We start from the raw sequence: 22,392 nt of genomic DNA, 5'->3' as shown, positions 1-22,392 counted from the left end.
TTCTCCTTAGTTTCTGTCTAGGTCAATGTCGATAGCAAGTGAACGAATTTCTTTCACTAACACGTTGAATGATTCCGGCATACCAGCATCAATTTTGTGTTCGCCTTTAACAATATTTTCATATACTTTTGTACGACCAGTGACGTCATCAGACTTCACTGTCAGCATTTCTTGTAATGTATATGAAGCACCATAAGCTTCAAGCGCCCAAACCTCCATCTCACCGAAACGCTGACCACCAAATTGTGCTTTACCGCCCAATGGTTGTTGCGTGACTAATGAGTAAGGACCTGTTGAACGTGCATGCATTTTGTCATCAACCAAGTGATGCAATTTCAATACGTGCATATAACCAACAGTGACTGGACGTTCAAATGCATCACCTGTGCGACCATCGAATAACGTCACTTGCGTCTTACCAGCATGGAATTTCAACTGTTTAGTACGCGCTGCATCATCGGGGTAAGCTAAATCTAGCATCGCTTTAATATCAGATTCTGCTGCACCATCAAATACTGGCGTTGCGAAAGGCACGCCGTTTGTTAGGTTACGTGCAAGTTCTAATACTTCAGTGTCAGTAAACGAATTGATATCTTCTTTTTTACCTGTGCTGTCGTTGTAGATTTGCTCAAGGAACTTACGGATATCAGCTACTTTAGCTTCTTCGCGTAACATTTCATCAATACGCAAACCTAGACCTTTAGCAGCCCAGCCCAAGTGAACTTCTAGAATCTGACCGATGTTCATACGTGAAGGAACACCTAGTGGGTTCAACACGATGTCCATAGGTGTACCATCCGCCATGTGCGGCATATCTTCGATTGGACAGATTTTTGAAATAACACCCTTGTTACCGTGACGACCGGCCATTTTATCACCAGGCTGAATGCGACGTTTAACAGCTAAATACACTTTAACCATTTTCTGTACGCCAGCTGGCAACTCATCACCTTGCGTTAATTTACGTTTTTTCTCTTCAAATTTGCTGTCAAAGTTAACACGTGCTTGAGCCAAACTGTCTTTCAATTGCTCTAATTGACGTGCTGTTTCTTCGTCAGTTAAGCGAATATCAAACCAGTCATAGCGACCTACTGAAGCTAAATACTCAGCAGTTAGCACATCGCCTTTTTTCAGTTTATTAGGACCACCAGTTGCAGTTTTACCTTCAATCAAGCGACGAATACGTCCGAATGCATCGTCTTCAACAATACGCATTTGGTCGGCTAAGTCTTGTTTGTAATGAGTTAACTGATCATCAATAATTTGTTGCGCACGTGAATCACGCTCTAAACCTTCACGTGTAAACACTTGTACGTCAATCACTGTACCGCTCATGCCTGATGGCACGCGCAATGAAGTATCTTTAACATCAGAAGCTTTTTCACCGAAAATAGCGCGTAACAATTTCTCTTCTGGCGTCAGTTGTGTTTCACCTTTTGGAGTCACTTTACCAACTAGAACATCGCCCGCCTCAACATCAGCACCGATATAAATAATACCCACTTCATCCAAACGACCTAACATACGCTCGCTTAGGTTTGAAATATCTTGTGTGATTTCTTCAGCACCAAGTTTCGTATCGCGAGCAACAACAGTTAGCTCTTCAATGTGAATTGAAGTGTAGCGGTCATCTGCAACTACGCGCTCTGAAATCAAAATCGAGTCTTCGTAGTTATAACCATTCCAAGGCATAAAGCCAACTAACATGTTTTGACCTAAAGCCAACTCACCCATATCCGTTGAAGCACCATCGGCAATCACATCACCGCGTGCCAATTTATCGCCTACGCGAACCAATGGACGTTGGTTAATGTTTGTGTTCTGGTTTGACCGTGTATATTTAGTTAAGTTGTAAATATCTACACCAACTTCACCATCTTTTGCTTCATCATCGTTTACACGAACCACGATACGACCAGAATCAACGTAATCTACCAAACCGCCACGACGCGCTTGCACTGTCGTACCAGAGTCGACCGCTACAGTACGCTCAATACCTGTACCAACCACGGCTTTTTCAGCACGTAGACAAGGCACTGCTTGACGTTGCATGTTGGCACCCATCAATGCGCGGTTCGCATCATCGTGTTCCAAGAATGGAATCAATGAAGCCGCAACAGATACAATTTGACCAGGCGCAACGTCCATATATTGAACGCGATCTGGCTGCGTCATGGTGAACTCGTTGTGATGACGTGATGAGACCAAGTCTTCAACAAACATGTTCTTAGCATCTAAGTCTGTGTTCGCTTGCGCGATCATGTACTGGCTTTCTTCAATGGCTGAAAGATAGTCAATAGTGTCAGACACTTTATTGCCTTCTACACGACGATACGGTGTTTCTAAGAAACCGTATTCATTAGTACGTGCATACAAAGCCAATGAGTTAATCAAACCAATGTTTGGACCTTCAGGTGTTTCAATCGGACACATACGACCATAGTGGGTTGAGTGAACGTCACGCACTTCGAAACCTGCGCGTTCACGTGTCAAACCACCAGGGCCAAGTGCTGAGATACGGCGTTTATGCGTAATTTCAGACAATGGATTGGTTTGATCCATAAACTGTGACAATTGGCTTGAGCCAAAGAATTCACGAATTGCGCTAGATACTGGTTTAGCGTTAATCAAGTCATGCGGCATCAAGTTGTCTGATTCAGCTTGTGACAAACGCTCTTTAACAGCGCGCTCTACACGAACTAGACCTGTACGGAATTGATTTTCTGCCAACTCGCCTACTGAACGAATACGACGATTACCTAAATGGTCAATATCATCGATTTCGCCACGGCCATTGCGTAACTCTAGCAAAACGCCAATAACAGCAAGGATATCGTCATTTGAAAGAATGTACGCACCTTCAGCACCACGTGGACCTACCGTCTCGTAGAACTTACGCATCCAGTTTGATTGACGATCTTCCGCTTTTTCAGGGAATGCACGACGATTAAACTTCATACGACCTACGCGTGACAAATCATAACGATCTTCATTGAAGAATAAACCATTAAATAGCGCTTCTACTGAATCTTCAGTTGGCGGCTCGCCTGGGCGCATCATGCGGTAAATCGCAACACGTGCACTATATTGATCAGGAATTTCATCAATACGTAATGTTTGAGAGATATAGTCGCCGTGATCTAAGTCATTAGAATAAAGGGTATTAATTTCGCCTACTTTTGCGTCAATTAATTTCTCTAACAATGATTCTGTAATTTCATCATTGGCATTCGCAACGATTTCGCCAGTTTCTTTATCAACAATATTTTTACCAATCGCACGACCTAGAATAAAGTCTTGTGGCACAGCAATTTTGCTCACGCCAGCTTTTTCCATATCACGGATATGTTTTACGGTAATACGCTTGTCTTTTGCAACTAATACTTCACCATCTTTAGCTACGATGTCAAATTTAGCCACTTCGCCACGTAGACGATCAGGCACTAATGTGAACTCAACACCTTTTGCACTGACGTGGAAAGTATCGAAGTCAAAGAATGTAGCGATGATTTGCTCTGGCGTATAACCAAGTGCTTTAAGCAAAATGGTCACTGGCATTTTACGGCGACGATCGATACGGAAATACAAGTAATCTTTAGGATCAAACTCGAAATCTAACCACGAGCCACGGTAAGGAATGATACGTGCTGAGAATAGCAATTTACCTGAGCTATGTGTTTTACCACGATCATGCTCAAAGAACACGCCTGGGCTACGATGTAATTGAGAAACAATCACACGCTCAGTACCGTTAATCACAAATGAGCCATTTTCCGTCATCAAAGGCAATTCGCCCATGTAAACTTCTTGCTCTTTCACTTCTTTAACTGTTGGCTTAGAAGCTTCTTTGTCCATAATGGTCAAACGAACTTTTACGCGCAAAGGTGCAGCGTAAGTTAAACCACGCTGTTGACACTCTTTTACATCAAAAGGCTCAGCGCCTAATTGATAGCTAACGTAATCTAAACGCGCATTACCTGAATGGCTGATGATAGGGAAAACTGAAGCGAAAGTAGATTGCAAACCATCTTCTGTACGCTTATCTGCTGGGATTTCTGCTTGCAAGAATGCTTTGTATGACTCTAACTGCATTGCAAGTAAGTATGGAATTTCTTGAACACTTTCGCGCTTGGCGAAACTTTTACGAAGGCGTTTCTTTTCGGTGAAGGAATAGCTCATTGCATCTCCTAATGTTTGAGGGCAGAAATTAAAATACTTGTTCTAGAGTTGAATCTAAAACGTTGAAAGTATTTTTATTTCTAACTTCATGTTAAGTACGAAATTTAATTACATTTTGTTACATTTTTTACGCCGCTATAAACGGCGAAGGCTGACGGTCTCCCGTCAGCCTAAATAACACTAAAACGAACTAATTACTTAAGTTCGCCAGTCGCGCCAGCTTCAATCAATTTTTTCAATGCTGCATCAGCATCAGCTTTTGAAACACCTTCTTTAACTGCTTTAGGTGCGCCATCAACTAGGTCTTTAGCTTCTTTCAAGCCTAAACCAGTGATTTCACGAACTGCTTTAATTGCGCTAACTTTTTGTTCGCCAGCAGTTAAAATCATAACTGTGAACTCAGTTTGCTCTGCAGCTGCTGCAGCTGGTGCACCAGCGCCAGCGCCAGCTGCTACTGCTACGGCAGCTGCTGATACGCCAAATTTTTCTTCGATTTCTTTAATAAATGCTGTCAAATCTAAAACTGACATCTTGCCTACTGCATCTAAAATATCTGCATTTGTAATTGCCATTTGAATATTCCCTATAAATAAATAATGTAGTTAAATGAATTAAGCTGCTTCTTTAGCATCACGAATTGCCGCCATCGCGCGAGCGAATTTGGTTGGCACTTCGTTGAGCGTACGAGCAAACTTAGCAAGCAACTCTTCGCGACTTAGTGTAGACGCTAAGGCTTGTACGCCAGCAACATCCATCAACTGATTCGGAATTGCACCCGCTTTAATCACGAACTTGTCGTTAGTTTTTGCAAAATTGTTCAACACTTTAGCCGCAGCAACTGGGTCTGATGAAATACCAAACACCAACGGGCCAATCATGCTATCTGCTAATGCTGAAAATGCTGTGCCTTCAACTGCACGGCGCACTAGTGAGTTTTTCAACACACGTAGATACACGCCTGATTTTCTAGCATCTGAGCGTAATACAGTCATGTCAGCCACGCCCATACCACGATATTCAGCAAGAACAATTGCTTGAGCTTCCGCAACTTGCGCGCTTACTTCAGCAACTACTGCTTTTTTCTCTGTAAGATTTAGACTCAAGGTCTTCTCCTTCCGTTAAAATCTCTGTTCTAACAATAAATTATTACTAAAACAGAATCTGCTTTTAGTATTAAAAACACTAAAAACCATTTTACGGCGACCATTCACTGGGAGATATTTTTCCTGTTTAGGGATACGCCATCTGCGTAGGGTTTAGCAAATTCAAAGCAGAGGTTAAAGTAAATTTCACTTCTTCACCCACCGAGAAACCGCTGACATTAAGTCTTTTCGGACACCTACGGTCTTTGATAACCTCATTGATTAATAAAACTCAGACTTATCAATGAGCCCAAAGCCCTTTGCGATTGGGGCTTGCAAGCCCCAATCATCATTCTTTATTACGCTACTAAACTTGCTTGATCTACACGTACACCAGCACCCATAGTGCTAGAGATAGATAGCTTCTTAAGGTAAACACCTTTTGTTGAAGCTGGTTTTGCTTTATTTAAAGCATCCACCAAAGCTAACAAGTTGCCTTGTAATTGCTCAACCGTGAAAGAAGCGCGACCGATTGTGCAATGGATAATACCGCCTTTATCTGTACGGTATTGCACTTGACCAGCTTTTGCGTTTTTAACAGCAGTAGCAGCATCAGGAGTTACAGTACCTACTTTTGGATTTGGCATTAAACCACGTGGGCCTAAGATTTGACCTAAAGCACCAACGATACGCATTGCATCTGGCGTTGCAATAACAATATCAAAATCCATTACACCAGCTTTAACTTGCTCAGCCAAATCTTCAAAACCAACGATATCAGCACCAGCAGCTTTAGCCGCTTCAGCTTGTGCACCTTGCGCAAAAACTGCAACGCGTGTTGTTTTACCTGTTCCGTTAGGCAACACTAAAGCACCACGAACCAATTGGTCAGATTTACGAGCATCAATACCTAGATTCACAACAGCATCAATTGATTCATTGAATTTTGCAGTTGCATTTTCTTTAACGATAGTTAAACCATCAGTCACTGGATAAAGTTTGTTACGGTCTACTTTTGCACGTAGTGCATCAATTCTTTTAGCCATGTTATACGCCCTCCACTTCAATACCCATACTACGTGCACTACCTGCAATAGTACGTACTGCAGCATCCATATCTGACGCTGTTAAGTCAGGCATTTTTGTTGTAGCAATTTCTTCAGCTTGTTTACGAGTAATTTTGCCCACTTTATCAGTATGCGGACGTGGTGAACCTTTAGTGATGTTCGCCGCTTTTTTGATAAGAATAGTCGCCGGAGGCGTTTTCATCACAAATGTGAAGCTCTTATCAGCAAATGCTGTAATCACTACTGGAATTGGCAAGCCTGGCTCTACGCCTTGCGTTGCAGCATTAAATGCCTTACAGAATTCCATAATATTCAAACCGCGTTGACCCAATGCTGGACCGACTGGTGGACTTGGGTTGGCTTTACCTGCAGGAATCTGCAGTTTGATGTAGCCAATGACTTTCTTTGCCATGGTATAACTCCTAAAATGGGTAATATCGCCAAATTACTTTAGCTCCCCGTTAAACATAACTACTTAAATACAACGACTTACTAAACTTCTTTTTCGATTTGACTGAACTCAAGTTCAACTGGTGTAGAGCGTCCAAAAATCACAACAGACACATGTAACTTACTCTTCTCGTAGTTAACATCTTCAACGTTGCCAGAAAAATCTTTAAATGGACCGTCAACAATGCGTACTGACTCGCCTTTTTCAAAGGTGAGTTTTTGCGTAGGATTACTTTTACTATCATCAATGCGCTGCAAGATGATATCTACTTCTTTGTCTTTGATTGGAGTAGGCTTTTGTGCGCTACCACCAATAAATGCTGTTACGCGTGGCGTACTTTTAACCAAATGCCAACTTTCGTCAGTCATAGCCATTTGCACTAAAACATAACCAGGATAAAGCTTGCGCTCAGAAATGGTTTTTTGACCAGCCTTCATCTCAATCACTTCTTCGATTGGAACTAGAATCTGACCAAATTGCTCTTGCAGACCAGTGCGAACGATGCGCTCTTCCAGTCCCTTTTGCACTGACTTCTCAAAACCTGAGAAAGCTTGTACCGCGTACCATTTCATACTCATTACGCGCCCCGTCCCATTAACCACTGCACCATAAATGCAAATCCGATATCAACCACCGCTAAGAATGCAGCCATGATCACCACCAACACAAAGACCACCATAGTAGTTTGCGTTGTTTCTTTACGTGTCGGCCACACCACTTTACGCGCCTCAGCTACAGCCTCACCGATAAACACAAGCGACTGCTGACCAATAGGCGTTGTCCACAGCACCGCAACAGAAGCACCTAAGCCAGCAAGCACCGCAAGTATACGCAACACGGTAGCTTTGTCTGCCAACAGGTAAAATCCTGCAATGCCTGCAGCGAGTAGCAAAAATGCCACCAACAACTTAATTTTGTTGATCATAATTCACTTAATTAGCGTTACTTAAATAATGTCTAAAACATCACTTCAAATTTGGCAGGCCAAGAGGGTGTCGAACCCCCAACCCTCGGTTTTGGAGACCGATACTCTACCAATTGAGCTATTGGCCTGTAGTTTAGGCTTAACGCCTCACAACTTAAAAAGCCACGCTGGGTTGTTAGCGTAGCTTTTTATTTAAAACTTTTTATTACTCAATAATCTTAGCCACCACACCAGCACCCACAGTACGACCACCTTCACGAATAGCGAAGCGCAAGCCTTCTTCCATCGCGATTGGTGAGATCAATGTCACTGTGATTGATACGTTATCACCTGGCATGACCATTTCTGTTCCTGCTGGCAATTCTACTGCGCCCGTTACGTCTGTAGTACGGAAGTAGAATTGTGGACGGTAACCTTGGAAGAATGGTGTGTGACGACCACCTTCATCTTTACCTAGCACGTAGATTTCTGCTGTGAATTTTGTGTGTGGTTTGATTGAGCCTGATTTAGCTAATACTTGACCACGTTCGATGTCTTCACGTTTTGTACCACGTAGTAATACACCTACGTTATCACCAGCCATACCTTGGTCTAGTAATTTACGGAACATTTCAACACCAGTACAGGTTGTTTTTACGGTTGGTTTTAGACCAACAATTTCAATTTCTTCACCGACTTTGATGATGCCGCGTTCAATACGACCAGTTACTACAGTACCACGACCAGAGATTGAGAATACATCTTCAACCGGCATTAAGAATGTACCGTCAATTGCGCGTTCTGGCATTGGGATGTAGTTGTCTAATGCATCTGCAAGACGGAAGATTGATGGCTCGCCGATTTCTGTTTGGTCGCCTTCTAATGCTGCACGTGCTGAGCCTGTGATGATTGGTGTATCGTCACCTGGGAAGTCGTATTTGCTGAGCAAGTCACGCACTTCCATTTCAACGAGTTCTAATAATTCAGCATCGTCTACTAAGTCTGCTTTGTTTAGGTAAACAACGATATAAGGTACGCCAACTTGACGTGCTAATAGGATGTGTTCACGTGTTTGTGGCATAGGACCGTCAGCTGCTGAACATACTAAGATCGCGCCGTCCATTTGTGCTGCGCCGGTGATCATGTTTTTAACATAGTCGGCGTGGCCTGGACAGTCTACGTGTGCGTAGTGGCGGTTAGCTGTTTCGTATTCAACGTGGGCAGTATTAATCGTAATACCACGTGCTTTTTCTTCTGGTGCTGCGTCAATTTGATCGTAGGCTTTTGCTTCGCCACCGAATTTTTTAGACAGGATTGTTGTAATCGCTGCCGTTAGTGTTGTTTTACCATGGTCAACGTGGCCAATTGTGCCTACGTTAACGTGCGGCTTGGTCCGCTCAAATTTACCTTTTGCCATTGCTTCAGTCCTTTACAATATTTTATTAACTATAAGTTTTATTAAAATTAATAAAACTTGTTCAAATTAAAACTTACTTAAATCAAGTTGATACAACAACCAACCTTTAACACATCATTTGGTGCCCATGGCGGGAATCGGACCCGCGACCTCTCCCTTACCAAGGGAGTGCTCTACCACTGAGCCACATGGGCGCTTGTTCTGCGTACCCAGTCTTTGGAGCGGGCGACGAGACTCGAACTCGCGACATTCAGTTTGGAAAACTGAAGCTCTACCAACTGAGCTACACCCGCGCATCCACCTTAACCAGCGCCAACAGGCTCAAACTATACAACTACTACTTTTGCAAAATCGGTGTGTTACAAACTTTGGTGGAGGGGGAAGGATTCGAACCTTCGTACTCTGAGAGAACGGATTTACAGTCCGTCGCCTTTAACCACTCGGCCACCCCTCCAAACCGAACCCACGATTATGCTGAAAATTCGACTGGCTGTCAAATTGTATAAAAGGGTAAATGTTTAAGAATTTGGTGCCGGATGTCGGAATCGAACTGACGACCTTCGCATTACAAGTGCGCTGCTCTACCAACTGAGCTAATCCGGCGTTTATTTGAGTTGCGTATTATACTGATATTTTAAAAAAAGTAACCTACTTTACGATAGTTAATGTAGGTTTTTTACTTTTTATTGCATTTTTATCTTCAGAAGGCTCTGCCTGGCCATCTGATGCCTCATCCTTACCTGCATAAAGTGAAGCGTCCTCTATTTCAAAAAACATTCCCTGACCATTTTCACGTGCAAAAATACCTTTTACTGCATGCATAGGTACATAGAGGTTTTGCGAAACACCGCCGAATCTTGCTGAAAAGCTAATAGCTTCATTATCGATCAGCAAATCTTTGGTCGCCGTATAGTTCACATTCAATACAATTTCACCATTTTTAACATACGCTACAGGTACGCGGGTGTGACTATCTACCGCGACCAGCAAATGCGGCGTACAGCCATTATCCATACACCATTCGTGTATAGCGCGTACCATATAAGGTTTAGTTGAGGTGAAATCAGCCATTGAATTAACGCACCATTACTTACGCATCGCTTTTTCTGAAGGTGTCATTGCATCTGAATACAATGGTCTTGAGAATAGACGTTCTGCATACTTTAATATTGGCGCAGCTTGGTTTTGCAAATCAATACCGTAGTGGCCTAAGCGCCATAACAGTGGCGTTACAGCAACATCTAGCATTGAGTAATCGTCACCTAACAAATAATTTTGTTTAGAGAAAATTGGCACTAATTGCGTCAAATTATCGCGAATAGTAATACGTGCTTTATCTGCCTTCTCATCATCACCAGACTCAATGTCTTTAATATGATCAAACAGCTCTTTTTCAAAGTTATATAAGAACAACCTTGCACGTGCGCGCATGACTGGATCAGGCGGCATCAATTGTGGATGAGGAAAGCGCTCATCAATATATTCATTGATAATATTAGCTTCTGATAATACTAAATCACGCTCAACCAAAACCGGCACTTGGTTATACGGGTTAATTACTGCCAAATCTTCTGGTTTGTTTGCAAGGTCAACGTCAATTACTTGAAAATCCATGCCTTTTTCAAACAAAACAATGCGGCAACGGTGGCTGTAGGGATCAGTCGTCCCTGAGTATAAGGTCATCATATTAATGTATATCTTTCCAATAAGCTTTTTTGAGTTTGTAAGTAAGCACCAACAACACCCCTAAAAACAGTAGTACAAACCAGCCCAAATGATTGCGCTGTTGTTTTGCAGGCTCGGACATATAAGCCAAATAGTTTGTTAAATCACCAACCAAAGCATCGTACTCAGCAACCGACATATGGCCAGGCTTTGTAAGTGTAAGTTGATGTGTTTCATGATTCATCTCCTGCTCGCCTTGCAACTCGTAGAGCACGTGCGGCATAGCTACTTTACAAGTGTTTGGGTCAAACACACAGTTACCCCATCCAGTTGCGCTGGTGCTATCACGATAAAAACCACGTAAATAGCTATAAACCCAATCAGCACCGCGAGCACGCACTTCAACAGACAAGTCAGGTGGCGCTACACCAAACCACTTCTTAGCGTCCGCCTTATTCATAGAGACCTTCATTTGATCGCCAACTTTTTCACCTGCGAACAGCAAATTGTCTTTAATTTGGCTCTCGGTTAAACCAATTTCCATCAATCGGTTATAGCGCATAAAGTTCGCACTATGACAATTTAAGCAATAGTTAACAAATGTACGTGCACCACGTTGCAATGACTCATGATTTGAAGCATCGATTGGTGCTTTATCTAAATGAGCACCTTCGTTAGCAAAAGCCACTAATGGTAAAAATGCTATAACTAATAAAGCTTTTTTCATTATATTTTTAAGTTTCATGATATTAGCCCGTCACCCTTTCTGGTACAGCTGTAGTTTTATCCTTTTTAGTGTACAAAGGCATCAAGGCAAAGAAAGCAAAATAAATGACAGTAAAGACACGGGCAACAACTGTTGCACGATCAGCACCACCCAACACAGGCCCAAATTGACCCCATATATTTGAAGGCTCAGTACCAAGGTAGCCCAGCACCAAAAAGCTAACCACGAATGCTGCCAACCATTTTTTATAAAGCGTCCCACGATAGCGGATAGACTTTACCGGGCTCTTATCTAGCCAAGGCAATAATGCAAACACCATTACAGATAAGCCCATTGCAGCCACACCTGGGAATTGTGAGTTAAATATAGGCGGAACAGCACGCAATATTGAGTAGTAAGGCGTGAAATACCAAACAGGTGCAATATGCGCCGGTGTTACCATTGGGTTTGCTGGAACAAAGTTATTAGTTTCCAAGAAATACCCACCCATTTCAGGTGCAAAAAAGATAATCGCTGAGAACACAATTAAAAACATCACCACACCCACCAAATCTTTAACAGTGTAGTAAGGGTGGAATGGAATACCATCCAATGGAATACCTGTTGTTTTATCCTTATTTTTCTTAATTTCAACGCCATCTGGGTTATTAGAACCCACTTCATGCAAGGCAATTAAGTGCGCTACAACCAAGCCCAGCAAGACCATTGGCAATGCAATTACATGGAAAGCAAAGAAGCGATTTAAAGTTGCATCTGAAACCAAGAAGTCACCACGCAACCACTGAGACACATCAGGACCAACAAAAGGTATTGCAGAGAACAGATTCACAATGACTTGCGCGCCCCAATAGGACATCTGACCCCATGGTAATAGGTAACCGAAAAACGCTTCACCCATTAAACATAAGAATATAGCCACACCAAATAGCCAAATAAGCTCGCGCGGATTACGATATGAACCATAAATAATGCCACGGAACATATGAAGATAAACCACGACAAAGAACATTGAAGCGCCTGTAGAGTGCATATAACGAATGAGCCAACCCCATGGCACATCGCGCATGATGTATTCCACTGAGCCAAATGCTAAATCTGCATCAGGCTTGTAATGCATAGTCAAAAATATACCTGTTACTATTTGCAACACCAGCACCAACATAGCCAGCGAGCCGAAAAAGTACCAGAAGTTAAAGTTTTTAGGCGCGTAATACTCAGTCAAGTGCGCCTTAACGTTGCTGGTAAGCGGAAAACGGTCATCAACCCAATTCACACCGTTACTAAGCGCTTTAGCAAACACTGATTTATTTTGTGATTCAGTTTTATTAGTCATGATTAGGCTTTCTCTTCCATATCGACACCAATAAGCAAGGTGTTATCTGCTAAATATTTATATGGCGGCACAACCAAATTAATTGGCGCAGGTGAACCCTTTAACACGCGTCCTGCCAAATCAAATTTAGATCCATGACATGGGCATGAGAAGCCACCAGTCCAACTGTCACCCATATCGCCTTTTGGTTGCAACTTCGCTGACGGAGAACAGCCCAAATGCGTACAAATACCAACAATCACGGCCAAATTAGGCTTAATTGCCCTACTTGGATTTTTGCAATAACTAGGCTGCTGTGAAGTCACGTCAGAGTTTGGATCTGACAGCTTATCATTGTGCTTTGTCAGCTCAGCGGTCATCTCGTCAGTACGATTAATAATCCACACAGGCTTACCACGCCACTCTGTAGTCATCATCTCACCTGGGGCGATTTTACTAATATCCACCTCAACTGGTGCACCAGCTGCTTTAGCACGCTCGCTTGGTGTCATACTGACAATAAACGGTACAGCGGCAGCAGCACAACCTAGCGCCCCTACTGCAGATGTTGCTATTAAAAATTTACGCTTTTCTTGATCTACTGAAGCACTAGATTCCGACTGCGAACCAGCTTGATGCTTGTCACTGTGATTGTCTGACATGATTTCCTCGGCTACTGATTATGAATTCTTGCCTTTTGGGGGCCAACATCAATCCGCTTAACTATATTTTTTACATTTAAAAAATTAGAAGCTCAAAAATATGACGCAATATTAAAGGCTGCGATTATACAATTCTTTACAAGTTAATTAAAGCTTTATTTTATAAGTGACTGAAATAAAACAACTAAACTGGATTTTTTATATCTATAAACTCGTGTATTAAATTAAATTTCTCAGCTAAATGTTGGCCTAATGCTTGTACGCCATAACGTTCTGTTACATGATGCCCTGCTGAAATATATGACACACCCGATTCAATTGATTGATGCGTAGTTTGCTCGGAAATTTCGCCGCTGATATAAACATCTACGCCAAGCTCAATGGCTGTATCAATATAGCCCTGCGCAGCACCCGTACACCAAGCTACTTTCTGCACTATTTTTTGTGGATCGCCAATGACCAATGGCGCACGTTGCAAAGTCGATTCAATTTGCGCCGCAAATGCAGCTAGCGTGGTAGGCTTAACTAACTCGCCATAAGCCATGAGTTTAGATTCCCCAGCAAAGCCGCTAGAGCTTATGCCCAACACCTGACCAAGCTGCACGTTGTTGCCAAACTCAGCATGTGCATCGAGTGGCAGATGATATGCCATTAAGTTCAAGTCATTTTTTAGCAAAAAAGCTAAACGATTACGCTTAATACCGACCACTCTAGGATCTTCATTACGCCAAAAATATCCATGGTGCACCAAAATCAAATCAGCGTTAGCTTGTTTAGCCGCTTCGAGTAGCGCCAAGCTTGCTGTCACGCCTGTCACTATTTTATTAACTTCTGACCGCCCCTCTACCTGCAGACCATTAGGGCAGTAATCTTTGAAGCGCTCAACTTGCATGAGTTCTTGGGTATAATGAAGTAACTCATTCAGTTTTACCATTTTTACGACCTTTTTATCACATCACCTTGAATATTCGCTAGAATAGCCTGATATTACATTGCGTACATGACATTACTCAAGCAAACGCAAGATTAACTTCAAATTTATACAATGATCATTTAATGAACGCGGCTTTTCTACCACTACTCTAAATATCACAACTACACTCACCAAAATGAACAATCAACTACATAAAAAATTATGGCTCATTTTTGCTCAAACAGTCACCGTTTGTTTGGCACTGGTTTTTGTATTGCGGCTTTTCTTTCCTAGCTTACTAGAAAATATGCTGGCAAAACCTAATAGCACGGTGTTGGTAAAGCAGGCTGAGCCTATCAATGGTGGCAGTTTAGTTGGGTCTTATAGCCAAGCAGTGAAAAAAGCGATGCCATCAGTGGTGAATATCTTCACTAGTAAAAAGGCGCCAGACAACCCTCATCAAAAATATTTGGATGATCCTGCTTTTCGTCAGTTTTTTGGCGACCAATTGGATGATCCTGATACTCAAACTCAACCTGAGAATAGTCTAGGGTCTGGAGTTATCGTTAGCGAACAAGGTTTAATTTTAACGAATAATCATGTAGTAGCCTCAGCAGACGAAATTGAAATCGCACTTGCAGATGGCCGTAAAATGTCTGCCAAAGTAGTAGGTACAGACCCTGATACAGATTTAGCCTTAATTAAAATTGAAGCCGATAATTTACCTGCAATCACTTTTGCCAGCTCAGATAAACTGAGTGTAGGTGATGTTGTTTTAGCTATTGGCAACCCATTTGGGGTTGGTCAAACGGTAACGCAAGGTATTATCAGTGCGCTAGGTCGTAACCATTTAGGCATCAATACCTTTGAAAACTTTATTCAAACAGATGCCTCAATCAACCCAGGTAACTCAGGTGGTGCATTGATAGATACCGAGGGTAACTTAGTGGGCATTAACAGTGCCATATACTCTCGCAGTGGCGGCTCTATGGGTATCGGCTTCGCAATCCCGGCTACTTTAGCGAGCCAAGTAATGGATCAAATTGTCAGCCAAGGCAATGTGACTAGAGGCTGGATCGGCATTGAGGCGCAAGACATCACCCCAGAGCTAGCGGAGTCATTCAAACTAAAAGCTGCGGAAGGTGCGTTAATCGCTGGAGTGCTTAAAAATAGTCCTGCCGAAAGAGCTGGACTTCGTGCTGGCGATGTTCTATTAACGATAGACAACAAACCGATTGCAGACACAAGTAATATGCTGAATTTAATTGCAGCCCTTCCGCCCAACCAGAAAGCGACATTCAAAATCGCGAGAGCAGAGCAAAGACTGAACATTGCGGTATTGATTGGTAAGCGACCAAAACCGGCAGTAGAAAAAGAGTAAGCGGCTCTAAACCTTGTGATTATTGACGGAGCTTTATGACGTTGGTGGCAGTATGCTCTGCGTTGGAGTTTGCTTGGTAAATGACGCCACAATTAAGCCAAGTTCAAATAACATCCAAATAGGCATCGCTAACATAAACTGAGAAATAATATCTGGTGGAGTAAATATCGCACCGATGATAAACGCGGCAACCACTACGTAACCACGCGCCTCTTTAAGCTGAGCGACGGTTAGCCAACCAAAGCGCACAGTCATCACCACTGCAATCGGCACTTGAAATGCCAAACCAAAGGCAAAAAACAGCGTTAAGACAAAATCTAAATAATTGCCAATATCGGTCATTACAGCAACACCTTTTGGTGCTGAACCTACAATGAACCCAAACACAACCGGAAACACTACAAAATATGCAAATGCCATGCCCGCTAAAAACAGCAGGCTACTAGCAATAATCATTGGAATCATGAACTTCTTTTCATGCGAATACAGTCCAGGCGCTATAAATGCCCAAACTTGATACATGGTATGTGGCAGTGAAACAATAAATGCTGCCATCATCGCGACTTTCATCGGCACAAAGAATGGCGTGGTGACCGCTGTAGCAATCATTTGACCACCTGCCGGCAACTTACTTAGCAAAGGGGCTGCGAGTAGCGCGTAAATCTTGTTTGCAAACGGAAAAAATCCGATGAATACAAGAATAAAACCTAGCACGATGCGCAATAAGCGGTCGCGCAATTCAATTAAGTGTGAAATGAAGTTATCTGTAGGGGTCACTAGCGTTTATTCTGTAGTTGAGATTTTTTTGGCGCGCGTTCTTTTGACTTTAGGTTTTGTATCCGTAGATTTAATATCAGCAGAATTCACAACCGTGGGTTGTAACTCTGGTGTTTTCGGATTAGTAGCTTCTAATTTGAACTCAGAAACATCCTTAGAAATTGCATCTATACCACCTTGCACGCTTGATTCAATAGTCTCTTTGGTTTTAGTGACCGTATCTTGAATCTCTTGCTGCAACTGTTGCAACTCTTGAAAGCGTACTTCTCGATTCACTTCCTCTTTCACTTGCGCCACATATCGCTGCATGCGACCTGCAATCGCGCCTAGCGTACGAGCCACCTTTGGCAGCTTCTCTGGACCGATTACGATCAGAGCCACCACAGCAATAACGATTAACTCTGAGAAGGAAACATCAAACATATCCGTTATTGCTTAGTTTTGTTCGTCACTTCAGCTTCGATAGTATTACCAGTCTCTTTGTTATCGGTGACCTTGTCATCACGCATAGCTTTTTTGAACTCATTGACCGCGCCACCTACATCGCCACCAATATTTTTAAGCTTTTTAGTTCCGAATACTAATACCACGATCAACAATACAATTAACCAATGCCAAATGCTAAATGAACCCATGATAATTCTCCAGAAATATAATTAAACTTTAAGTGGCGCATTACCGCCACCCAGCACATGTATATGAATATGAAATACTAACTGACCGCCATCTTTACCTGTATTGATGAGCGTTTTGAAACCAGCCAAACCTTGCTCTTTTGCAAGTTTCGGCGCAAGTAATAGCATTTTTCCAAGCAAAGCTTGATGCTGCGCTTCACAACTAGCCAGACTTTCAATATGCAGTTTAGGCACAATCAAAAAATGCACTCTAGCTGATGGGTTAATGTCATTAAAGGCAATGACATCCTCATCTTCATAGATTTTCTTTGCTGGAATAGTACCGTTGACTATCTTACAAAAGATGCAATCGTCACTCATTATTTTGCGCCTTCTTCCGCTCTAGAAGCTTTTTCTTCTAAGCCTGAGAGACCTTCACGCCTGGCCAGCTCATCCAAGATATCTTGAGGCTTTAAACCCGCCTGCGCCAACATCACCAATGTATGAAACCATAAATCTGCAGTTTCATAGATAAGATGCTCATTATCGCCATTCTTCGCCGCAATAATGGTTTCAGCGGCCTCTTCGCCGACTTTTTTGAGTATGCTGTCCATGCCTTTAGCATACAGTTTAGCCACATAAGAAGTTTGTGGGTCAGCGCTCTTACGCTGCTCCAACAATTCAGCCAATCGGTTTAAAGTGTCACTCATGTTTATATATTTCATCCGGACTTTTGATAACAGGCTGATCTATAAGCCACTCGCCATTCTCTAATTTTTTAAAAAAACAGTTATGTCGTCCTGTATGACAAGCAATACCACCGACTTGTTCTACATTAATCAGAATGACGTCTTCATCACAATCTAAGCGAATCTCATGCACACGTTGTACATGACCAGATTCTTCACCCTTGCGCCACAGTTTATTGCGTGAACGTGACCAATAAACTGCTTGCTTACTGTCATTGGTCAGCTGCAAGGCCTCACGATTCATCCATGCAAACATAAGTATGCGCCCTGTGTCGTGCTCTTGCGCAATGACAGGCACAAGACCATTTGCGTCCCAGCTAATGTCATCTAACCAACTCAAAGCCTTACCTCAATACCATTTCTCTGCATATACTCTTTGGCTTGCTTAACGGTATATTCTCCATAGTGAAAAATACTCGCTGCCAGCACAGCATCAGCGCCACCTTCTTTTACGCCATCAACCAAGTGCTGCAAATTGCCCACGCCGCCAGAGGCAATAATCGGTACATCGACCGCATTTGAAATGGCTTTATTCAATGGATTATTGAAGCCAATTTTTGTGCCATCTCTGTCCATACTAGTGACTAACAACTCACCAGCGCCCAGTTTAGCCATGTACTCAGCCCATTTAACCGCATCTAAACCTGTCGCCTTGCGTCCGCCGTGAGTAAACACTTCCCACTCAAACGGCTGGTTATCTACTTTTTTAGCATCAATCGCAACCACGATACATTGCGAACCGAATCGACTTGCCGCATCTTGCACCATTTGTGGGTTAAGCACTGCAGTTGTGTTAATACTGACTTTATCTGCACCCGCATTTAACAATCTGCGCACATCTTCAACTTCACGCACGCCGCCGCCGACTGTTAATGGAATAAAAACTTGAGAAGCGACCTCTTCAATAATATGCAGAATCAATCCACGGTTATCAGAACTGGCAGTAATATCTAAAAACGTGAGTTCATCGGCGCCTTGGTCGTCATAGCGTTTAGCAATCTCAACAGGATCACCTGCATCGCGCAACTCTAAGAAATTAATACCTTTAACTACGCGCCCATTAGTCACATCTAGACATGGAATAATGCGTTTAGCGAGCACTTAATTCATCCGCAAGTTGTTGCGCCGCAGCGAAATCAAGCGCACCTTCATAAATTGCTCGTCCAGTAATCGTACCGATAATACCTTCACTAGCCACTGCGCAAAGTTTACGCACGTCGTCTAAGTTAGTCACACCGCCAGAAGCAATCACTGGAATTGTTAATGCTTGCGCTAAAGCAACAGTCGCCTCAATATTGACGCCGGTTAGCATGCCATCACGACCTATGTCGGTATAGACGATTGAACTGACGCCATAACCTTCGAATTTTTTCGCTAAATCAATCACATCATGCCCTGTCAATTTTGACCACCCATCCACAGCAACTTTGCCTTCTTTTGCATCTAAGCCGACGATAATCTGACCAGGAAACGCATCACAAGCCTCATGCAAGAAACCTGGGTTCTTTACCGCCGCGGTGCCGATAATCACATAGTCAATGCCGTTATCTAAATAGCGCTCTATGGTTTCAAGGTCGCGAATACCGCCACCGAGTTGAATAGGAATTTCACCTCCAACTGCGCGAACAATAGATTTAATCGCGGCTTCATTGACAGGCTTACCTGCAAATGCACCATTTAAATCGACCAAATGTAAGCGTTTACCACCACTGTCTACCCAATGGCGTGCCATGGCACCTGGGTCTTCAGAAAATACGGTGGACTCTTCCATTAAGCCTTGTTTTAGTCTTACACAGTGGCCATCTTTAAGATCAATTGCTGGGATAATTAACATAATGATTTGATATTGATTTATTTGATAATAATTGAAATTAAGCGATTAAAAAATATTGTAAAAATAACTTCAGAGTTACATTTATTTAAGGTAACCAGTTTACGAAATTGCTTAACATTTGCAAGCCTGCCGTTGCACTTTTTTCTGGGTGAAACTGCACTGCGAACAAATTATCCTGCGCTATCGCGCTAGTAAACTGTTTGGGATACTCGCTGTAACCACCGATGATGCTTGTATCATCAGGCTGCACATAATAACTGTGCACATAGTAAAAACGCGCACCGTCTTCTATGTTATTCCATAGCGCATGCGTTGCTGATTGTTGGTTACGGTTTTGATAAACCTGATTCCAACCCATATGTGGCACTTTTAACTTTTCGCCGTTCTCGTCATGCATATCAACTGTTGCAAAGCGTTTCACATTACCCTTAAACAAACCTAATCCAGCTGCGTCGCCTTCTTCAGAATGTTCAAACAGCATTTGCAAGCCAATGCAAATCCCTAGAAATGGCTTGTTACTTGCAGCATGCATGACTGAACTACGCAGACCACGAGCATCTAATTCACGGATACAATCCGGCATCGCGCCTTGACCTGGAAACACAATGCGATCGGCATTTTCTATATCAGCAGGGTTGCTAGTCACCAGTACGTTTTTGTTGGGTGCGACATGCTCTAATGCTTTAGACACTGAGCGCAAATTGCCCATGCCATAATCAACCACTGCTATATCAATTTTTTTCATACTACAATTTTCATGGGGTTGCCGCTAAAGCGTTACAAGGGCTTTAGTTTTATAAACTTCCTTTGGTGGATGGCATAATGCCTGCCATGCGTGAATCTAGCTCAACTGCTACGCGCAATGCACGGCCAAACGCTTTAAAAATCGTTTCGGCTTGATGATGGGCGTTATGACCTTTAAGATTATCAATATGCAAAGTAACATTGGCATGATTCACAAAGCCTTGGAAGAACTCATGAATTAAATCAACATCGAATTCGCCAATTGAAGCGCGTGTAAACACACAACCAAATTCTAAACCTGGTCGTCCAGAAATATCGAGCACTACACGTGACAAAGCCTCATCCAACGGCACATAAGCATGACCATAGCGACGTATGCCTTTTTTATCGCCTATTGCCTTAGTAAAAGCTTGCCCAAGGGTAATGCCAATGTCTTCAACCGTATGATGAGCATCTATGTGCAAATCACCTTTAGCGTTTACGCTAATATCCATCATGCCATGACGGGCGATTTGGTCTAACATGTGGTCGAGAAAGCCTAAACCAGTACTGAATTGTGAAACGCCAGTACCATCTAAATTAATGGCGACTGTGATTTGTGTTTCTAAGGTATTTCTAACTACTTCTGCAGAGCGCATATTGAATCACTTAAGCTAAAGTGCATATAAATTGATAAGTAAATATTTTAACCTAAACCAGATGCTATTGGTTTTTTTGAATACATTAAAGCTAACAACATTTTATATTTGTTAGATTATGACCACACAAGCCTAAGAAACAACAAAGCCTAGCAAGATAACAATATCTTAACTAGGCTTCATATTCATCAGCTTAAGCTAACTACTTAGTTACATTTTAATCACTTAGTAACAAATAATTATTTAGCAGCTTCTGGTGCAGCTTCCGCAGCTGGAGCCGCTTCTGGAGCTGGTGCAGCAGCTTCTGCAGGAGCAGTAACTTCAGCCGCTGGTGCAGGTGCCGCTTCAGCAGCAGGTGCTGTTGCAGCAGGAGCTTCAACAACAGGAGCTTCAGTAGCTTCTGGTTTTTTGCCACCTAGTAAAGTAAATAACAATACTAAAACAGCAGCGCCAATGATCCATGGTAAGAATTTCTTAGCACCGCCAGCACTAGCAGCACCGCCGTGAGCGATTGCGGTAATTTCAGCAGCAGCAGCAGCAGGATCAGCAGCACCGTAGATAGCAGCACCAGCAACAATGATAGTTGCGCCAGCATCTTTAACTTGTTGCGTCGTAGCAGCTTTAACGCCACCAGCAACTGAAATGTCAACGCCCAGGTTTAAAGCAGCAACCATACCTAAGTCATTGAATGGTGTTTGACCAGCAGCTTGTTGATCTAAACCAGTGTGAACGCCAATGATGTGTGCGCCTAATTTAGCCACTTCAATAGTACGTGCTTTTTTATCAGCAACGTTGATCAAGTCAACTTGAGCTTTTTTGCCGTATTTGTTAGCAACATCGATTACGCCTTTGATTGTACCGATATCAGCAGTACCTAGAACTGTACAGATGTCAGCACCCGCTTTGTAGAATGGCTCAGCTTCATAGAAACCAGCATCCATTGTTTTCAAGTCAACCAAAATTTTATTGTTTGGGAACTTAGCGCGTAAAACTTCCAACAATTTGATACCGTTATGCTTAATGCAAGGTGTACCAATTTCCAAAATATCTACGTGTGGAGCAACTTTGGTTGCTAAAGCGACGGTACCGTCGAAATCTAATGAATCTAATGCCATTTGGGTTTGAGCCATGCTACATCCTCCAACTAAAAATAAATCATAAGTGACTTATTTAGATTAAAAATACAAAGTGAGTTAATTTTTTATTGTGTAGAAAAACACACATTTCGCGATAATAACACGCACTTAATGTGAAATTAAAAACTTTTTTTGCTTAT

The 22,392-nt window shown here is 42.5% G+C and carries 26 protein-coding genes and 5 tRNA genes; 1 reads left to right on the top strand and 30 read right to left on the bottom strand.

From position 1 onward, the window contains the following. Positions 1–6 precede the first annotated feature (6 nt). From rpoB to M301_RS01635, 19 genes are all read right to left on the bottom strand, one after another. The gene (gene rpoB, locus M301_RS01725; protein WP_013147033.1) at positions 7–4,179 is read right to left on the bottom strand and encodes a DNA-directed RNA polymerase subunit beta; all 4,173 of its coding nucleotides are present in this window, start codon (positions 4,177–4,179) and stop codon (positions 7–9) included. Between the two features lie 194 nt (positions 4,180–4,373). After that, complete coding sequence (gene rplL / locus M301_RS01720) at positions 4,374–4,751, bottom strand: 50S ribosomal protein L7/L12 (protein WP_013147032.1); 378 nt, start codon at positions 4,749–4,751, stop codon at positions 4,374–4,376. Between the two features lie 39 nt (positions 4,752–4,790). Further along, complete coding sequence (gene rplJ / locus M301_RS01715) at positions 4,791–5,282, bottom strand: 50S ribosomal protein L10 (RefSeq protein WP_013147031.1); 492 nt, start codon at positions 5,280–5,282, stop codon at positions 4,791–4,793. Between the two features lie 338 nt (positions 5,283–5,620). Continuing rightward, on the bottom strand, positions 5,621–6,307 hold the full coding sequence (gene rplA / locus M301_RS01710) for a 50S ribosomal protein L1 (RefSeq protein WP_013147030.1): 687 nt from the start codon (positions 6,305–6,307) through the stop codon (positions 5,621–5,623). 1 nt (position 6,308) lies between these two features. After that, positions 6,309–6,740 (bottom strand): 50S ribosomal protein L11, encoded by a 432-nt coding sequence (rplK, locus tag M301_RS01705; RefSeq protein ID WP_013147029.1) that lies wholly within the window; start codon positions 6,738–6,740, stop codon positions 6,309–6,311. 80 nt (positions 6,741–6,820) lie between these two features. Beyond that, entirely contained in the window at positions 6,821–7,357 is a 537-nt protein-coding gene (nusG, locus tag M301_RS01700; protein WP_013147028.1) for a transcription termination/antitermination protein NusG, read from the bottom strand. Next, entirely contained in the window at positions 7,357–7,704 is a 348-nt protein-coding gene (gene secE / locus M301_RS01695; RefSeq protein ID WP_013147027.1) for a preprotein translocase subunit SecE, read from the bottom strand. The genes nusG and secE overlap by 1 nt, the downstream gene beginning before the upstream one ends. Positions 7,705–7,756: 52 nt before the next feature. Continuing rightward, positions 7,757–7,832: transfer RNA gene (locus M301_RS01690), tRNA-Trp, on the bottom strand. 77 nt (positions 7,833–7,909) lie between these two features. Next, the gene (gene tuf, locus M301_RS01685) at positions 7,910–9,100 is read right to left on the bottom strand and encodes an elongation factor Tu (protein ID WP_013147026.1); all 1,191 of its coding nucleotides are present in this window, start codon (positions 9,098–9,100) and stop codon (positions 7,910–7,912) included. Positions 9,101–9,219: 119 nt separating this feature from the next. Beyond that, a tRNA-Thr gene (locus M301_RS01680) sits at positions 9,220–9,294 on the bottom strand. 23 nt (positions 9,295–9,317) lie between these two features. After that, positions 9,318–9,393: transfer RNA gene (locus M301_RS01675), tRNA-Gly, on the bottom strand. Between the two features lie 76 nt (positions 9,394–9,469). Beyond that, positions 9,470–9,554: transfer RNA gene (locus tag M301_RS01670), tRNA-Tyr, on the bottom strand. 73 nt (positions 9,555–9,627) lie between these two features. After that, positions 9,628–9,703: transfer RNA gene (locus M301_RS01665), tRNA-Thr, on the bottom strand. 45 nt (positions 9,704–9,748) lie between these two features. Then, entirely contained in the window at positions 9,749–10,171 is a 423-nt protein-coding gene (locus M301_RS01660; RefSeq protein ID WP_013147025.1) for a ClpXP protease specificity-enhancing factor, read from the bottom strand. A 15-nt stretch (positions 10,172–10,186) separates the two neighbouring features. Further along, the gene (locus tag M301_RS01655) at positions 10,187–10,786 is read right to left on the bottom strand and encodes a glutathione S-transferase N-terminal domain-containing protein (protein ID WP_013147024.1); all 600 of its coding nucleotides are present in this window, start codon (positions 10,784–10,786) and stop codon (positions 10,187–10,189) included. A gap of 1 nt (position 10,787) precedes the next feature. Next, a complete protein-coding gene (locus tag M301_RS01650; RefSeq protein WP_013147023.1) occupies positions 10,788–11,510 on the bottom strand; it encodes a cytochrome c1 in 723 nt (240 codons plus the stop codon). A 4-nt stretch (positions 11,511–11,514) separates the two neighbouring features. Then, a complete protein-coding gene (locus tag M301_RS01645) occupies positions 11,515–12,825 on the bottom strand; it encodes a cytochrome b (RefSeq protein ID WP_013147022.1) in 1,311 nt (436 codons plus the stop codon). Positions 12,826–12,827: 2 nt separating this feature from the next. Further along, the gene (gene petA, locus M301_RS01640; RefSeq protein WP_013147021.1) at positions 12,828–13,466 is read right to left on the bottom strand and encodes a ubiquinol-cytochrome c reductase iron-sulfur subunit; all 639 of its coding nucleotides are present in this window, start codon (positions 13,464–13,466) and stop codon (positions 12,828–12,830) included. 184 nt (positions 13,467–13,650) lie between these two features. Then, positions 13,651–14,400: a Nif3-like dinuclear metal center hexameric protein gene (locus tag M301_RS01635; RefSeq protein WP_013147020.1), complete on the bottom strand. Its 750-nt coding sequence runs from the start codon at positions 14,398–14,400 to the stop codon at positions 13,651–13,653. Positions 14,401–14,575: 175 nt separating this feature from the next. Here M301_RS01635 and M301_RS01630 point away from each other — a divergent pair, with 175 nt between their 5' ends. Beyond that, entirely contained in the window at positions 14,576–15,760 is a 1,185-nt protein-coding gene (locus M301_RS01630; RefSeq protein WP_013147019.1) for a Do family serine endopeptidase, read from the top strand. A gap of 33 nt (positions 15,761–15,793) precedes the next feature. Here the strand turns inward: M301_RS01630 and tatC are convergent, their stop codons facing one another. The 11 genes from tatC to hxlA all read right to left on the bottom strand — a co-directional run bounded on the left by tatC (position 15,794) and on the right by hxlA (position 22,246). Next, entirely contained in the window at positions 15,794–16,537 is a 744-nt protein-coding gene (gene tatC, locus M301_RS01625; RefSeq protein WP_013147018.1) for a twin-arginine translocase subunit TatC, read from the bottom strand. A 6-nt stretch (positions 16,538–16,543) separates the two neighbouring features. Continuing rightward, positions 16,544–16,960, bottom strand: a complete 417-nt coding sequence (gene tatB, locus M301_RS01620) for a Sec-independent protein translocase protein TatB (protein ID WP_013147017.1) — start codon at positions 16,958–16,960, stop codon at positions 16,544–16,546. 5 nt (positions 16,961–16,965) lie between these two features. Beyond that, positions 16,966–17,172 (bottom strand): Sec-independent protein translocase subunit TatA, encoded by a 207-nt coding sequence (gene tatA / locus M301_RS01615; protein WP_013147016.1) that lies wholly within the window; start codon positions 17,170–17,172, stop codon positions 16,966–16,968. Positions 17,173–17,193: 21 nt separating this feature from the next. Beyond that, positions 17,194–17,532, bottom strand: coding sequence for a histidine triad nucleotide-binding protein (locus M301_RS01610; RefSeq protein WP_013147015.1), 339 nt, complete (start codon positions 17,530–17,532; stop codon positions 17,194–17,196). Continuing rightward, positions 17,532–17,861 carry a phosphoribosyl-ATP diphosphatase gene (locus M301_RS01605; RefSeq protein WP_013147014.1) on the bottom strand — a complete coding sequence of 110 codons (330 nt, stop codon included), beginning with the start codon at positions 17,859–17,861 and terminating at the stop codon, positions 17,532–17,534. Before M301_RS01605 ends, M301_RS01610 begins: the two co-directional genes overlap by 1 nt. Then, positions 17,854–18,240 carry a phosphoribosyl-AMP cyclohydrolase gene (hisI, locus tag M301_RS01600; protein WP_013147013.1) on the bottom strand — a complete coding sequence of 129 codons (387 nt, stop codon included), beginning with the start codon at positions 18,238–18,240 and terminating at the stop codon, positions 17,854–17,856. Before hisI ends, M301_RS01605 begins: the two co-directional genes overlap by 8 nt. Beyond that, positions 18,237–19,001: an imidazole glycerol phosphate synthase subunit HisF gene (gene hisF / locus M301_RS01595; RefSeq protein ID WP_013147012.1), complete on the bottom strand. Its 765-nt coding sequence runs from the start codon at positions 18,999–19,001 to the stop codon at positions 18,237–18,239. Before hisF ends, hisI begins: the two co-directional genes overlap by 4 nt. Next, the gene (gene hisA / locus M301_RS01590; protein ID WP_013147011.1) at positions 18,991–19,734 is read right to left on the bottom strand and encodes a 1-(5-phosphoribosyl)-5-[(5-phosphoribosylamino)methylideneamino]imidazole-4-carboxamide isomerase; all 744 of its coding nucleotides are present in this window, start codon (positions 19,732–19,734) and stop codon (positions 18,991–18,993) included. The genes hisF and hisA overlap by 11 nt, the downstream gene beginning before the upstream one ends. 85 nt (positions 19,735–19,819) lie before the next feature. Next, positions 19,820–20,479 carry an imidazole glycerol phosphate synthase subunit HisH gene (gene hisH / locus M301_RS01585; protein WP_013147010.1) on the bottom strand — a complete coding sequence of 220 codons (660 nt, stop codon included), beginning with the start codon at positions 20,477–20,479 and terminating at the stop codon, positions 19,820–19,822. Between the two features lie 49 nt (positions 20,480–20,528). Continuing rightward, positions 20,529–21,116, bottom strand: a complete 588-nt coding sequence (gene hisB, locus M301_RS01580; RefSeq protein ID WP_013147009.1) for an imidazoleglycerol-phosphate dehydratase HisB — start codon at positions 21,114–21,116, stop codon at positions 20,529–20,531. 239 nt (positions 21,117–21,355) lie between these two features. Continuing rightward, positions 21,356–22,246, bottom strand: coding sequence for a 3-hexulose-6-phosphate synthase (gene hxlA, locus M301_RS01575; protein WP_013147008.1), 891 nt, complete (start codon positions 22,244–22,246; stop codon positions 21,356–21,358). Positions 22,247–22,392: the final 146 nt, after the last annotated feature.

The sequence above is a fragment of the Methylotenera versatilis 301 genome (assembly GCF_000093025.1).
GTDB lineage: Bacteria > Pseudomonadota > Gammaproteobacteria > Burkholderiales > Methylophilaceae > Methylotenera > Methylotenera versatilis.
This window is presented reverse-complemented; position numbering and strand designations above follow the sequence as displayed.

What these genes read in the sequence shown, in the direction of transcription:
- rplL (WP_013147032.1), bottom strand. Translation starts at nt 4,751, where the DNA reads ATGGCAATTACAAATGCAGATATTTTAGATGCAGTAGGCAAGATGTCA.
- tatB (WP_013147017.1), bottom strand. Translation starts at nt 16,960, where the DNA reads ATGTTTGATGTTTCCTTCTCAGAGTTAATCGTTATTGCTGTGGTGGCT.
- M301_RS01655 (WP_013147024.1), bottom strand. Translation starts at nt 10,786, where the DNA reads ATGATGACCTTATACTCAGGGACGACTGATCCCTACAGCCACCGTTGC.
- hisA (WP_013147011.1), bottom strand. Translation starts at nt 19,734, where the DNA reads ATGTTAATTATCCCAGCAATTGATCTTAAAGATGGCCACTGTGTAAGA.
- M301_RS01650 (WP_013147023.1), bottom strand. Translation starts at nt 11,510, where the DNA reads ATGAAACTTAAAAATATAATGAAAAAAGCTTTATTAGTTATAGCATTT.
- rplA (WP_013147030.1), bottom strand. Translation starts at nt 6,307, where the DNA reads ATGGCTAAAAGAATTGATGCACTACGTGCAAAAGTAGACCGTAACAAA.
- secE (WP_013147027.1), bottom strand. Translation starts at nt 7,704, where the DNA reads ATGATCAACAAAATTAAGTTGTTGGTGGCATTTTTGCTACTCGCTGCA.
- M301_RS01660 (WP_013147025.1), bottom strand. Translation starts at nt 10,171, where the DNA reads ATGGCTGATTTCACCTCAACTAAACCTTATATGGTACGCGCTATACAC.
- nusG (WP_013147028.1), bottom strand. Translation starts at nt 7,357, where the DNA reads ATGAGTATGAAATGGTACGCGGTACAAGCTTTCTCAGGTTTTGAGAAG.
- tatA (WP_013147016.1), bottom strand. Translation starts at nt 17,172, where the DNA reads ATGGGTTCATTTAGCATTTGGCATTGGTTAATTGTATTGTTGATCGTG.
- M301_RS01610 (WP_013147015.1), bottom strand. Translation starts at nt 17,532, where the DNA reads ATGAGTGACGATTGCATCTTTTGTAAGATAGTCAACGGTACTATTCCA.
- M301_RS01605 (WP_013147014.1), bottom strand. Translation starts at nt 17,861, where the DNA reads ATGAGTGACACTTTAAACCGATTGGCTGAATTGTTGGAGCAGCGTAAG.
- M301_RS01630 (WP_013147019.1), top strand. Translation starts at nt 14,576, where the DNA reads ATGAACAATCAACTACATAAAAAATTATGGCTCATTTTTGCTCAAACA.
- M301_RS01645 (WP_013147022.1), bottom strand. Translation starts at nt 12,825, where the DNA reads ATGACTAATAAAACTGAATCACAAAATAAATCAGTGTTTGCTAAAGCG.
- petA (WP_013147021.1), bottom strand. Translation starts at nt 13,466, where the DNA reads ATGTCAGACAATCACAGTGACAAGCATCAAGCTGGTTCGCAGTCGGAA.
- hxlA (WP_013147008.1), bottom strand. Translation starts at nt 22,246, where the DNA reads ATGGCTCAAACCCAAATGGCATTAGATTCATTAGATTTCGACGGTACC.
- rplK (WP_013147029.1), bottom strand. Translation starts at nt 6,740, where the DNA reads ATGGCAAAGAAAGTCATTGGCTACATCAAACTGCAGATTCCTGCAGGT.
- tuf (WP_013147026.1), bottom strand. Translation starts at nt 9,100, where the DNA reads ATGGCAAAAGGTAAATTTGAGCGGACCAAGCCGCACGTTAACGTAGGC.
- hisH (WP_013147010.1), bottom strand. Translation starts at nt 20,479, where the DNA reads ATGAAAAAAATTGATATAGCAGTGGTTGATTATGGCATGGGCAATTTG.
- hisB (WP_013147009.1), bottom strand. Translation starts at nt 21,116, where the DNA reads ATGCGCTCTGCAGAAGTAGTTAGAAATACCTTAGAAACACAAATCACA.
- M301_RS01635 (WP_013147020.1), bottom strand. Translation starts at nt 14,400, where the DNA reads ATGGTAAAACTGAATGAGTTACTTCATTATACCCAAGAACTCATGCAA.
- rpoB (WP_013147033.1), bottom strand. Translation starts at nt 4,179, where the DNA reads ATGAGCTATTCCTTCACCGAAAAGAAACGCCTTCGTAAAAGTTTCGCC.